A 12,944-nucleotide genomic window follows, 5' to 3' on the forward strand; every position below is an offset into this window, starting at 1 on the left:
GCCGAACCTGGCCCCGCCATCCTGGTGTAACGCCCCCGTAACCGACGAAGAGCATTGGACAGATTGACGATGGGCGCAAGCCGGCCGACCGAAGCGTCCGACACGGAAGTGGTGACGCGCTTTGCCCCCTCCCCGACCGGTTTCCTCCATATCGGCGGGGCGCGGACGGCGCTGTTCAACTATTTGTTCGCGAGGGCGAATGGCGGCCAGTTCCGGTTGCGGATCGAGGATACCGACCGGGCTCGGTCGACCGAGCCGGCGGTCGCGGCCATCATCGACGGCATGAGCTGGCTCGATTTCGAGTGGGACAGCGAGATCGTCTATCAATTCGCCCGCAGCGCGCGGCACGCCGAGGTTGCAAATTCGCTGCTCGAGAACGGGCATGGCTATCGCTGCTATGCGACCGCCGAGGAGCTTGAAACGATGCGTGCCGAACAGCGCGCCGCCAAGCTGCCGATGCGGTATGATGGCCGGTGGCGCGATCGCCCGGCCAGCGATGCGCCCGAGGAGGCACCGTTCGTCATCCGGCTGAAGGCGCCGCGCGAGGGCAGCGTGACCATCGCCGACCTCGTGCAGGGACCGGTAACTGTCGCCAATGCCGAGCTCGACGACATGGTGCTGCTGCGCTCGGACGGAACGCCGACCTATATGCTCGCAGTCGTCGTCGACGATCACGACATGGGGGTTACCCATGTCATTCGCGGCGACGACCATCTCAACAACGCCTTCCGCCAGCTGGCGCTGATCCGCGCGTTGGGGTGGCCCGAGCCCGCCTATGCGCACATCCCGCTGATCCATGGCGCCGACGGGGCCAAGCTTTCGAAACGTCACGGCGCGCTGGGAGTCGATGCGTACCGGGACGAGATGGGCTTGCTCCCCGAGGCGGTCGAGAACTATTTGCTGCGGCTCGGTTGGGGACACGGCGACGACGAGATCATCTCGCGCCCGCAGGCGATCGAGTGGTTCGACCTGGCGGCGGTCAATCGCGGGCCGTCGCGGTTCGACATGAAGAAGCTGGAGTCCGTCAACGGGCATTACCTCAGGGCGGCCGACGATGCCCGGCTGGTGGTGCTGATTTCACCGCGCATCGCGGCCGAACTGGACCGGCCGGTGACCGATGGCGACCGTGACATCTTGCAGCGCAGCATGGCCGAACTGAAGAAGCGCGCCAGCAATCTTAATGACTTGGCGATGGCGTCGTTGTTCTACCTTCGCAGTCGCCCAATTCCGATGGACGATGGCGCGGCCAAGCTGCTAGCAATGGCCGCGCCGGGCGTGCTGGCACGGGCGCGGGCGCTGTTTGGCAGCGTCAACGACTGGTCGGCGGCCGCCCTGGAGGAACAGGCACGGGCATTGGCAGAGGCCGAAGGGCTGAAGCTGGGCGCGGTTGCCCAGCCGCTGCGTGCCGCGGTAACAGGGTCGGCACAGTCGCCGGGGCTGTTCGAGGTGATGGCGGCGTTGGGCCGCGACGAGACATTGGGGCGCATCGACGACGCCCTCGCAACCGATACAGAAAGGGCCACTGCATGACTGAAACGGCGCAGATTTCCATCGACAAGAACAGCCGCGACTACCCGGTCCTGGCCGGCACAGTCGGCCCCGAAGTCATCGATATCCGCAAGTTATACGGCAATACGGGGCGCTTCACCTTCGATCCGGGCTTCACCAGTACCGCATCGTGCGAATCGAAGATCACCTATATCGACGGTGACGCCGGCATCCTCCTGTATCGCGGCTATCCGATCGACCAGCTTGCCGAAAAGTCGAGCTTTCTTGAGGTCGCCCACCTGCTGCTCAACGGCAATCTGCCGAATGCCGCCGAGAACGACGAGTTCACCAAGAACATCACCCGCCACACGATGATCCACGAGCAGCTGGCGCAGTTCTACCGCGGTTTCCGCCGCGACGCGCATCCGATGGCGATCATGTGCGGCATCGTCGGCGCGATGGCGGCTTTCTATCACGATTCGACCGACATTCATGATCCCAAGCAGCGGATGATCGCCTCGCACCGGTTGATCGCCAAGATGCCGACCCTTGCCGCGATGGCGTATAAATACTCGATCGGGCAGCCCTTCCTGTACCCCGACAACAGCCTGTCGTTCGCCGGCAACTTCCTGCGCATGACCTTCGGCGTCCCCGCCGAACCCTATATCATCGACCCGGTCGTCGAGGATGCCATGGAGAAGCTGCTGATTCTGCAGGCCGATCACGAACAGAACGCCTCGACGTCGACCGTCCGCCTGGCCGGTTCGTCGGGCGCCAACCCGTTCGCCTGCATCTCCGCCGGCATCGCCTGCCTGTGGGGCCCGGCGCACGGCGGCGCCAACGAGGCGGCGCTCAACATGCTGCGCGAGATCGGCACCCCCGACCGGATCCCCGAATTCATCGCCCGCGCCAAGAACAAGGACGATCCGTTCCGCCTGATGGGCTTCGGCCACCGCGTCTACAAGAACTACGACCCACGCGCCAAGGTCATGGCCACAGTCGCCAAGAACGTGCTCGACAAGCTCAACATCAAGGACCCGATCTTCGATGTCGCCCGCGAGCTCGAGCGCATTGCCCTGAGCGATCCGTATTTCATCGACAAGAAGCTGTATCCGAACGTCGATTTCTACTCGGGCGTCGTCATGTCGGCGATCGGCTTCCCGACATCGATGTTCACAGTGCTGTTCGCTATCTCGCGGACAGTCGGCTGGATCGCCCAGTGGACCGAAATGATGGAAGACCCGGAACAGAAGATCGGCCGCCCGCGGCAGCTTTACACCGGTCCGACGCAGCGGGATTTCGTGCCTTTGTCGAACCGGCCTTAATTTAAGGGCCTCCGGCGGCTGGGGCCTTGGCCCCAGACCCCAATTGGTTGAATGCGCCTCATTCCCGGATCAGGGAGTGGGGCGTAGCTTTTTTAGGTTGGAGAGCGCTTTTGCGTCGGCGGGGGGCCACCCCCACCCGCTCGCGAAGACGCGAGTCGCCTCCCCCCTTGAGGGGGAGGAAAACTTAGGCGACCCAGGCCTCGGCCAACGACAAAGCGCGCGGGTCGTCGATGTCGATCCAGTCATGGGCCGAGATGTCCACGACATGGGCGCGGCCCTTGGCGGCGAGGGCGCGGACGCCGTCGGACAGGCCGGGGGACGGCAGCGGCGCCAGCGCGGCCATGAGTTCGGGAGTGATGAGAAATACGCCGCAATCGTGCGCGTCATAGGTGTTCAGTTGCTTGCCGATTGCAGTGATACGGCCCTGCCGGGTCGCAACGCGGGTGACATCGGCTTCATCGGCCCAAGGATGTCCCATGCGTCGGTCGATGCCGAGAACGAGGCCGGCATCGGGCGTGCCGGCGGCGGCGACGGTGGCATAGACGCCGGGGCTGGCGAGATGGTCGGCCATCAGCAGCAGCGATTGCGCCTCCAGCCGGGGCGCGGCGGCAAGAACGGAGACGCCGTTCGGCTCGGCCCAATCAGGATTGTGGAGCGTTTCGGCACCGGCGGCCTGCGCCACGGCAGCGACCTCGTCGCCGCGATAGCCGGTGATCACCAGCGGGCAGGTGACGCCGGCCGCGCGCAAATTGTCGAGGATGCGGTGGAGCAGCGGCTTGCCGGCAACCATGGTCAGCGGCTTCGACGGGGACACCGATCGAAGCCGGGTGCCCTGCCCCGCTGCCAATATGATTGCCTGCATGCGATCAGGGACCGGGGACGCCGCCCCCGGTCGCCAGAGGCTCTAGTGCTTGGACGTGCCGGCGATAAAGGCTTCGAGCGCGGTGAAGGCTTCGTCGTCGGTCGTCTGCACCGGTGGGTGCTTGCAGAAATAGGAGGATGGCACGAGGATCGGGCCACCTTCGCCGCGGTCGAGCGCGACCTTGGCGCAGCGGATCATGTCGATGGCGACACCGGCGCTGTTCGGGCTGTCTTCGACCGACAGGCGAAGCTCGAGGTTGAGCGGCACGCCGCCGAACATGCGGCCTTCCATGCGCAGGAAGCAGACCTTGTTGTCGTTCTGCCATGCGACATAATCGGACGGGCCGACATGAATGTTGTCGTCGTCGAGGCGGCTGTGCGCGACCGACTGGACGGCTTCGGTCTTCGATTCCTTCTTCGACGCAAGGCGATCCTTGTTGGTCATGTTGAGGAAGTCGGTGTTGCCGCCGGTGTTGAGCTGGTATGTGCGATCGAGCGTCACGCCGCGCTTGGCGAACAGGTCGGTCAGCGTGCGGTGGACGATAGTGGCGCCAAGCTGGGCCTTGATGTCGTCACCCAGGATCGGCACGCCGGCGGCGCGGAAGCGTTCGGCCCAGACCGGGTTCGACGCGATGAAAACCGGGATGTTGTTGACGAAGGCGACGCCAGCGGTGATCGCGGCATCGGCGTAGAATTCCGTGGCTTCCTGCGAGCCGACAGGCAGGTAATTGGTCATCACCTGGGCGCCCGAGCGCTTCAGTTCCTCGACGACCGAAGCCTTGGTAGCCTGCGGCATGTCGGCGAGAACGAAGCGGCGATCTTCGTGATAGGTATTCATGTGATCGGACACGCCGTCGAGAATTCGGCCCATCGAGACCTTGGCGCCGGTCGGGCCGACATGGTCACAGAAAATCGCGGTGCAGTTCGGCTTGGCGAAAATGGCTTCGCTGACGTCCTTGCCGACCTTGCGCGCATCGACGTCCCACGCCGCGACGACCTGGATGTCCTTGGGGCGATAGCCAGCCAGGTCCCAGTGCATCAGGCCCTGCTCGTCGTTCGACCCGCCGTTCGAATAATACGACAAGCCCTGAACCAGCGAGGATGCGCAATTTCCAACGCCAATGATGGCGACGGGGATGGACGTCATAGTCAATAGTTCCTTTCGGGCGGCCCAATTATGGCCGCGACCCAAGTTTGTTTTGTTGCAGTTAGACTACAGACCGGTCGGGGGCAAGAAGGTGTATGCCGTCGCGCGGTAGTTTGCGGCGATTCGATCGCCGTGGGCGCGGCCATATGCCGACAAGCGCTTGTAAAAGCGCCATTGTGCGACGCCGGTGGTGAAGACGCTATAGACGGCCATTGCGACGAAACCCTCGAACCACAGGCCGAAGATGGCAAATGGCAGCCAGGTCCACAGGAACGTATTGCGGCGTCCGGCAATGAGGCGAATACGGCGCTCGGCCGCGCCGGCATCGTCGAGCTGCACCCCGGTCAGGCGCCGGAAGAACTCGCCCTGGACCGCTTCGGCGATAGCCGGCAGGATGATGAAACCGGCGATCGCGAACGGCAATGCCGACCCGGAGACGCTGGTGAAATGCCACGCGATCGCGAGATACCAGCCATATTCCAGAAGCTTGTCGACAAGGTGTTCGAGATCGCCCCACTTGGAAAATTCGACGCGGGTGCGGGCCAGCTTGCCATCGACGCCGTCGAGCGGGCCGGTGATCAGCGCCAGGACCAGCCCGAGCCAGAGGTAGCCAAAGCCGAATGCGAAGCCGGCGGCGATGCCGATGATGCCGGTGCCGAGCGTGACCATGTTGGGGGTGATGCGGGTCGGCGCGAGCAGCTTGACCAACATGTCCTCGGGCCACGGATGGATGAACCGCGCCGGCCAGTCGAGGCAGCCCTTTTGCGCTGCCGAGACCAGGATATCGGTAGCGGCGCGGGCTTCGTCGGGCGATTGCGGCTGCGCCCAGATAAGCGCGACATCGCGCCGGCGCGCCGGCGCATAGAGCGGAAGGCTGGCAAAATCGATACGCTGGGTGGCTGGATCGAGCCAGGCAGCGCGAATCAGCGTCGAGCCCAGGTCCCATTCGCCGATGGTGGCAGCCGTGCCGCGCACGATCTTGCCGGGCAATGCCATCATGCCGGCAGCGAAGGTCGCGGCATCGAGGCGCTCGACGCCGACCGCGCCGGGCCTCGCCGCATCGGCGACCAGCAGCGCCGGGCCGGTAGCCGCGAGGACGGCGGCGATGGCGCGCTCATCGAGGATAACGCCGGCCGCGATGATGACGACGCGGTCCTCGGCGCTGACATGGCCGGGAAGCGCCGCCGCGGTGATCGCCTTGACGCCGGCGGGAACCGGGGTCAGCGGCACCAGGTCGACAGCATAAAGTTCATCGATCCCGGCGCGGCGCAGTTGCCTGGCCTGGCGTTCGAGCACGCCGATACCGCCGGCAACCAGCATGGCCTGGTGTTCGAGCGGCGAAAAAAGCAGTCCAACGGTTCGCATCATACCCCATCGGGCATGTGCCCCAACATCGGATACGCTGGAACGAGACTCCTCGGAACTTTCCAGGGCCGGCGGGATTTCCACGACAGGCGGCAGGCCGTTCAAGACATCTTCGGACGGGAGCGCAAGCCGCTTCATAAACTGCCTCTTAGTGTCCGGACTGGTTAATTCCAAGCCCCGTGAACGCATGAACACATCAAAAAGGGCCTTGTGGAGACGCCAGGTGAATTGCAGAAACAATGCCGGCCGTTCTTGTCGCAATGCACTGGCGCTTGCCAAGACCGCCGACTCCGGACTAGCGCCAAGGCGTGATTGATTTGACGACAACTGCCGCCCGCCCCCCGGTGATCGAGGACCCGACCAACCTGTGGATCGTGCATCCGCTTTCGGAGCGGTTGCTGCCGGCTGCGCTACGGGCCGGCATCCACCCCAATGCGGTGTCGTTCGCCGGCATGGGGCTGGGGATGCTGTCGGGATATTGCTACTGGCACTGGCAGCAAGGCCCGTTGTGGATCCTCGCCGGTTTCGTGCTGATGATCGGCTGGCACATCATGGATGGCCTTGATGGCAAGCTGGCGCGCGCCAGTGGCAAGACCAGTCCGCTGGGCCGTGTCATCGATGGCGTCTGCGACTATCTCGCGTTTTTCTTCGTGCTGGTCCCGATCGTCCTGACCTTGCCGAATTGGCCGGCGGTGCTGGCGCTGGCGACGGTGTCGGGCGTCTTCCACGCCGTGCAATCGGCCTGGTACGAAGGCGAGCGCGAAGCCTGGAAGCGGCGCGCCCGGGGCATTTTCACCACCGAAGCGCGTCCGCCGTCGGGCGCCGGCATCGAAGGCATCTACAATCTGGTCGAATCGCGGCTGGGCAATGCGGCGCGGCCGATCGACGGGGCGCTGGCCGCCGACCCGCGCCGATTGCCGGCGTATCTGGCGGCGACGGCGCCGCTGGTGCGAAGATTATCGGTGCTTTCGGCCAACAATCGCACAATTGTCATCGCGCTCGCTTGCTTCGCCGGGAATCCCCGGCTTTATTGGTATTGGGAGATCATCGGGCTGACTGTCATCGCGGCAGTGATGGCGTGGAATTTGCGGCGGCGTGAAGCCGAGGTTGCCGGCGCCATGACCAGACAGCCCGAATCTGCCAGGGTCGGGGGATGATGACCGAATATTATGAAGTGACGCCGCCGCAGCGCTGGCCTTTCGTGGTGGCAGCCGTGGCCGGGGTCGTGTGGCTCGGGCTGGCGATACTGGCGGCGATGCCGTTGCTGGGCAATGCTGTGCCACCGGAAGCACGATCGGCAGGATCGGTCGCGGGTGCCGTGCTCGGCATATTGGCGCCGGTCGCGGTCCTGTGGCTGGCGGCGGCGCAATTGCGCGAGCGGGCCGGTAGCCGGGCGGCGCGGACGTCGTTGATGGAAGAGCATTCGCGGTTGACCGAGCAGCGGATCGACCATGGCGCGAGCGCGCTGATCCTGCTCGAGGACCGGATGACGGCACTGGTCTCGCGGATCGAAGCGGTTTCGGCGCCGGTCGAGCGGCAGCACCAGACGCTGCTGGCGGCGGTGGCGCAGCTCGAAGGCGCCGGCGTGCGGTTGAGCGAGGCGACCGGGCGCACCGAGGCGGCGACGGTAACGCTGGGCGCGGCGACGCCGGATGCGACGGCGCAGGCGGAGCGGCTGACGGCGTTGCTGGCGCGCGCCGAGGATGATTTGCAGCGGCAGCTGGTGCAGACCGAGACGATGCTGGTGGCGCTGGGCGAGCGCGCGGCGGAGGCCGAAATCCAGGCCCGCGCGACGACGGCGGAGACGGTGACCAGCCTGGCGGCGATCAGCGATTCGGCGGTGCGCGCGACGCAGGCGGTGGCGATGCCGCTGGCGGACCTGGTGGCGGGCGTCCACAATGCATTCGTGCGGACCACCGAGGCGATGGATGCGACGCGCGACGGCGTCGATGCACAAACCAGCGCCATGCTGGCGAGCATCGAGCAGGCGCGGGTGACGCTCGATCAGATCGGCGGCGAGGCTTCGAGGCAGATCTCCGAGCGGCTCGAGATGATGCTGGAAACCGCCGGACGGGTCGGCAGCGAGCTCGACGACCATGCGATGCGGTCGACGGCGCTCATCGACGATGTGACACGCGGCTTCGGCGTGCTCGATGCCAAGCTCGATAATTCGATCACGGTCGGCAACAGCGCGATGGAGAGCGTCACGGCGCGGATGAACGAGGCACGCGATGCCATTCACCGGCTGGGCGAACCGATCGGCGCGACCGAGGTGGTGCTGGGCCATGTCGAGGTGCGGCTGGCGGAAATCGGCACGGCGGCGGCGGAGACATTGGGGCAGCTGGGCACCGCCCTGCCCGCAGCGATTCCGCATCTGGTCGATATGTTGGCGCGGCTGAGCGAGCTCCACGACCGTGCCGACCAATTGAGCTTGCCGTTGACGGCGGGCGGCGACAGCATCGCGGCGGCGCAGACGCAGCTCGACCGGGCGCGGGAAGCCCTCGATAAGGCGGCGTTGAAGCTGGCGTCGGAGCTGGTGCAGGCCCGCGATGCGTTGAACGAAATCGAGACGTTAACCGGCAGCACGTCGCTGGCAGCGTCGGCGCAGTTGATCGAGGTGTTCGCACGCGTTCGCGAGATCGCCGTGCAGACTGCCGGCACGATGCGCGAGACGCTGTCCAACGTGGTGGCCGAGGCCGAGGCAGCGCTCGACCAGGCCGGCACGACGCGCGCCGAACTGGCGTTCGCGAGCCCGATCCGCAGCCAGTTGGCCGAAGTCGGGGCGCTGCAGGAGCGGGTCGCGGCGGCCGGACAGGCGGCGGGCGAGCGCATCACGCGCCGGCTGCTGACGCTGGCGGAATCGGTGGCGACGGTCGAAGCCCGCATCGACGAGGTCGACACGCGGTTTGAAGTCCGGTCGCGCAGCACGTTGGCGAAGCGGTCGAGCAAGTTGCTCGAATCGATGCAGGCGGCGGCGATCGACATCGCCGGGCTGATGTCGTTCCAGGTCGAGGATACCGCCTGGGATGCCTATCTGAAGGGCGACAAGAGCATATTTGCCCGGCGGATCGTGGAGCAGCTTGACGGCGACATGACGCGGGCGATCAAGCGGCATTTCGAGCACGATCCCGAATTCCGCGGCCAGGCGACACATTATATCGAGGAGTTCGAGGCGCTTATCTCGCAGGTGCTGCCGGATCGCGAAGGCAAGACGCTGGCGGTGACTTTGCTATCGTCCAACATAGGCCGGGTCTATGTGGCGCTGGCGCAAGCGGCGGGGCACTTTGGCTGAGGCCCGCCGAAAAATGCAGATAAAGACGTGCTGCATGGCGTCTGTCGCCGAGATGCGGCTGGCAGTAGCGGCGGGCGCCGATGCAGTCGGGCTGGTCGGGCGGATGCCTTCGGGGCCAGGGCCGATCGGCGATGACCTCATTGCCGAGATCGCCGCCGCAGTGCCGCCGCCGGTTGCCGCCTTCCTGCTGACCAGCGAAACCGACGCCGAGGCGATTGCCGATCATGTCCGGCGCACGGGCGTGCCGGTGGTGCAGATCGTCAGCCATATCGCGCCGGCGGAATCGGCGAGGCTGGCGCGATTGATCCCCGCCACGCGACGCGTCCAGGTCGTCCATGTCGAAGGCGCCGGAGCTATCGACATGATCGCCGACTACACGCCGCATGTGCACGCCTTCCTGCTCGATTCGGGACGCCCGGGGGCGGCAGTGCCGACATTGGGCGGCACCGGCGATGTCCATGACTGGGATATCAGCGCTCGATTCGTGGCCGCGAGCAAGCTACCGGTGTTCCTCGCCGGCGGGTTGACGGCGGCCAACGTCGGCGAGGCGATCGCGCGGGTGCGGCCGTTCGGGGTGGACCTGTGCTCGGGGATCAGGACAGCCGGCGCGCTCGACTCGGTAAAGCTCGCTGCGTTCGTCGCGGCGGTCCGCTAGCGGGGACGATAAGGGCCGGTGTCCTCCCAGCCGGGAATATCGTTCAGCTTGATCCAGCCGGCGTTATAGTTGGCGTAGAAAAGCAGGAACAGCGCCGTCGAGATGATCGTCGTCCATACCAGCTTCTTGCCCAACATCGGGTTGGTCGGGGCTGAATCGGCCTGGCCGGGAACGGGGTCGCTACCGTCCTCGTGCGAGGTCCGTACGCCGAACGGCAACACTGCAAACAGCGTCAGGGACCAGAACAGCAGATAGATGGCAGCAACAGAAGCAGGTTTCATACCAGACCCATCGATTGGGGTGGAGGGGGCGCCGCCCCCTCCCCACCGGAGGCCCTAGAGCCGAACCACCTGCACATCGGTAACAGGCTTCTTGCCCGTCCATTCGCGCGCAATGCGGCGAACGGCGACGCGGACGGCTTCGGCGTATTTCTCGTGGTTCTTCGCGTCGGCCTTGCGGGCGACGGTTTCGGCGGCGTCGGCGCACTGGCTGAGGAAGTCGGCCTTGTCCTCCTCGACAGGCACGCCCTGCGCAGTGACGGTCGGCTTGGCAGCAACGCGCCCGTCGCGGTCGAGCACAACGGTAACGCCCATATGGCCGTTCATCATCAGGCGGCGGCGTTCGACGATGGTGATGCCATCGGCAGGCAGGATGACATCGCCGTCGAGGATCAGGCGTCCAGCTTTCTCATGGCTGAGCAGGGTCGGGCCGTTGGGTGCCAAACGAATGCAGGCACCATTGACCGGGACCATCGCACGCGGCACGCCGGCCTCGAGCGCCAGTGCGGCATGGGCTTCCATGTGGCGGCGTTCGCCGTGGACGGGGATGGCGATTTCGGGGCGGATCCAGTCGTACATGGCCTCGAGCTCGGGTCGGCCAGGATGGCCGGAGACGTGGACGTGCGCCTGCTTCTCGGTGATGACCTCGATGCCGCGCGTGGCCAGCGCGTTCTGGACATGGCCGATGGCGAGCTCGTTGCCGGGGATCTGCTTCGACGAATAGACGACGACGTCGCCCTTTTCGAGCTTGAGCACCGGATGCGAGCCATTGGCGATGCGGCTGAGCGCGGCCATCGGTTCGCCCTGTGCGCCGGTGCAGAGGATGAGGATCTTCGACGGGTCCATGTTGCGCGCGGCCTCCCACGACAGTGTCGGCGGCATGTCCTTGAGATAGCCGGTGGCCTTGGCGACCTGGGTTATGCGATCCATCGAGCGGCCGGCGAGGACGAGGTGACGGCCGGTTTCCTTGGCGACATAGCCGAGCGTGGCAAGGCGCGCGGCGTTCGAGGCGAAGGTGGTGACCACCACGCGGCCGGTCTTGCGCGCCTTGACGACCTTGAGCAGGCCCTCGCGGACGTCGGTTTCGCTGCCCGAGGCTTCGTTGTTGAAGACGTTGGTCGAATCGCCGACCATGGCGAGAACGCCGCTGTCGCCGATGGCGGTCAGCTCGGCAGCAGACGCTGGCGTGCCAAGCAAAGGACCGTCATCGAGCTTCCAGTCACCGGTGTGAAAAACGCGCCCGTAAGGCGTGTCGATGACCAGCGCGTTACCTTCGGGGATCGAATGCGCCAGCGCGACATAGCGGAAGTGGAAATCGCCGAGCTGGAGCGTGCCGCCCATCGGGATGATGTTGAGCTTGACCTCCTTGGTCAGGCCCTCCTCCTCGAGTTTCTTGGCGATCAACCCAGCGGTGAACGGCGTTGCGTACAGCGGCACGCCGAGGTCATTGGCGAGGTAAGGGATGGCGCCGATATGGTCTTCATGGCCGTGGGTGAGCACGACGCCAAGCAGGTCCTTGGCGCGATCCTCGATGAAACTGAGGTCGGGCAGGACGAGGTCGACGCCGGGATAGGATGGGTCGGCGAAGGTCATGCCGAGATCGACCATCACCCATTTGCCGTTGCAGCCATAGAGGTTGACGTTCATGCCAATCTCGCCGGACCCGCCAAGAGGCAGGAAAATCAGTTCTTTACCGGGTTTCATTCAGTGAGTTTCTTTTCGTTATGCCAGAGATTCTGGGATTCTGAGGTTTCGGGCGTGAATGCGGATCAATCCGCGAATGGTGAGGTCGCCATCGACGCTATCGATGGCCGAAGTATGTCTGTTGAATAACGTGGCGAGGCCGCCGGTGGCGATCACGGTGACAGAACCGTTCAATTCCAATGTAATGCGCGCGACCAAACCTTCAATGAGGCCGACATAGCCCCAGAAGACGCCCGACTGCATGGCGTGGATGGTGCTTTTGCCGATGACGCCGGCGTTGCCCGAAGGCGGCTCGACGGCGATGCGCGGCAATTTGGCGGCGGCCTGGTACAGCGCGTCCATGCTGAGATTGATGCCCGGCGCGATGACGCCGCCGAGATAGGTGCCGTCGCCGGCAACGACGTCGAAGGTGGTTGCTGTGCCGAAATCGACGACGATGAGGTTGCCGGGGTGATCGTGATGCGCGGCGATTGCGTTGACGATGCGGTCGGCGCCGACCTCGCTGGGGTTGGGCAGGTCGATCCTGAGGCCGAGGTCGAGTTCACCGACAGCGACGACCAAAGGCTCGATCTTGAAATATTTGCGGCACAGATGCTGGAGGTTGAACAGCGCCTGCGGAACGACGGTCGCGATGATCGCTGCATCGATATGGGTGCGCTCGACGTCTTCGAGCTGCATGAGCTGGTGGAGCCAGACGGCGTATTCGTCGGCCGTGCGCTGCCGATCGGTCGAGATCCGCCAGCGCCATTTGATCGCCTCGCCGTCGCAGATGGCGAAGACGATGTTGGTGTTGCCGACATCGATGGCTAGCAGCATGGATCGCCTCCGC

11 protein-coding genes are annotated in these 12,944 nt (G+C 65.2%); 5 read left to right on the forward strand and 6 right to left on the reverse strand.

Features of this window, described 5'->3' with window-relative positions:
• Positions 1-69: 69 nt before the first annotated feature.
• Positions 70-1,530 carry a glutamate--tRNA ligase gene (gene gltX / locus IEW98_RS06355; RefSeq protein ID WP_188762082.1) on the forward strand — a complete coding sequence of 487 codons (1,461 nt, stop codon included), beginning with the start codon at positions 70-72 and terminating at the stop codon, positions 1,528-1,530.
• On the forward strand, positions 1,527-2,813 hold the full coding sequence (locus IEW98_RS06360; protein ID WP_188762083.1) for a citrate synthase: 1,287 nt from the start codon (positions 1,527-1,529) through the stop codon (positions 2,811-2,813). The genes gltX and IEW98_RS06360 overlap by 4 nt, the downstream gene beginning before the upstream one ends.
• A 184-nt stretch (positions 2,814-2,997) precedes the next feature.
• Here IEW98_RS06360 and IEW98_RS06365 read toward each other — a convergent pair whose 3' ends face one another.
• The 3 genes from IEW98_RS06365 to IEW98_RS06375 all read right to left on the reverse strand — a co-directional run bounded on the left by IEW98_RS06365 (position 2,998) and on the right by IEW98_RS06375 (position 6,189).
• Positions 2,998-3,675 carry a phosphocholine cytidylyltransferase family protein gene (locus tag IEW98_RS06365; RefSeq protein WP_188762084.1) on the reverse strand — a complete coding sequence of 226 codons (678 nt, stop codon included), beginning with the start codon at positions 3,673-3,675 and terminating at the stop codon, positions 2,998-3,000.
• 42 nt (positions 3,676-3,717) lie between these two features.
• Positions 3,718-4,821 (reverse strand): inositol-3-phosphate synthase, encoded by a 1,104-nt coding sequence (locus IEW98_RS06370; protein ID WP_188762085.1) that lies wholly within the window; start codon positions 4,819-4,821, stop codon positions 3,718-3,720.
• A 66-nt stretch (positions 4,822-4,887) separates the two neighbouring features.
• A complete protein-coding gene (locus tag IEW98_RS06375; RefSeq protein WP_188762086.1) occupies positions 4,888-6,189 on the reverse strand; it encodes a CDP-alcohol phosphatidyltransferase family protein in 1,302 nt (433 codons plus the stop codon).
• Between the two features lie 305 nt (positions 6,190-6,494).
• Between IEW98_RS06375 and IEW98_RS06380 the strand changes: the two genes are divergently transcribed.
• Genes IEW98_RS06380 through IEW98_RS06390 form a run of 3 tightly spaced genes read left to right on the forward strand, consistent with a single transcriptional unit; the run spans position 6,495 to position 10,133 of the window.
• A complete protein-coding gene (locus tag IEW98_RS06380; protein WP_188762087.1) occupies positions 6,495-7,343 on the forward strand; it encodes a CDP-alcohol phosphatidyltransferase family protein in 849 nt (282 codons plus the stop codon).
• Complete coding sequence (locus tag IEW98_RS06385; RefSeq protein ID WP_188762088.1) at positions 7,340-9,478, forward strand: hypothetical protein; 2,139 nt, start codon at positions 7,340-7,342, stop codon at positions 9,476-9,478. Before IEW98_RS06380 ends, IEW98_RS06385 begins: the two co-directional genes overlap by 4 nt.
• A 34-nt stretch (positions 9,479-9,512) precedes the next feature.
• A complete protein-coding gene (locus tag IEW98_RS06390) occupies positions 9,513-10,133 on the forward strand; it encodes a phosphoribosylanthranilate isomerase (protein ID WP_243450583.1) in 621 nt (206 codons plus the stop codon).
• Here IEW98_RS06390 and IEW98_RS06395 read toward each other — a convergent pair.
• Genes IEW98_RS06395 through IEW98_RS06405 form a run of 3 tightly spaced genes read right to left on the reverse strand, consistent with a single transcriptional unit; the run spans position 10,130 to position 12,931 of the window.
• Positions 10,130-10,414, reverse strand: coding sequence for a DUF1467 family protein (locus IEW98_RS06395; protein WP_188762090.1), 285 nt, complete (start codon positions 10,412-10,414; stop codon positions 10,130-10,132). The two genes, IEW98_RS06390 and IEW98_RS06395, sit on opposite strands and share 4 nt — an antisense overlap.
• 54 nt (positions 10,415-10,468) lie before the next feature.
• Positions 10,469-12,115, reverse strand: a complete 1,647-nt coding sequence (locus IEW98_RS06400) for a ribonuclease J (RefSeq protein ID WP_188762091.1) — start codon at positions 12,113-12,115, stop codon at positions 10,469-10,471.
• Positions 12,116-12,133: 18 nt separating this feature from the next.
• Positions 12,134-12,931, reverse strand: coding sequence for a type III pantothenate kinase (locus IEW98_RS06405; RefSeq protein WP_188762092.1), 798 nt, complete (start codon positions 12,929-12,931; stop codon positions 12,134-12,136).
• Positions 12,932-12,944 lie beyond the last annotated feature (13 nt).

Origin of the sequence: Sandarakinorhabdus glacialis (assembly GCF_014643455.1) — a bacterium.
GTDB lineage: Bacteria > Pseudomonadota > Alphaproteobacteria > Sphingomonadales > Sphingomonadaceae > Sandarakinorhabdus > Sandarakinorhabdus glacialis.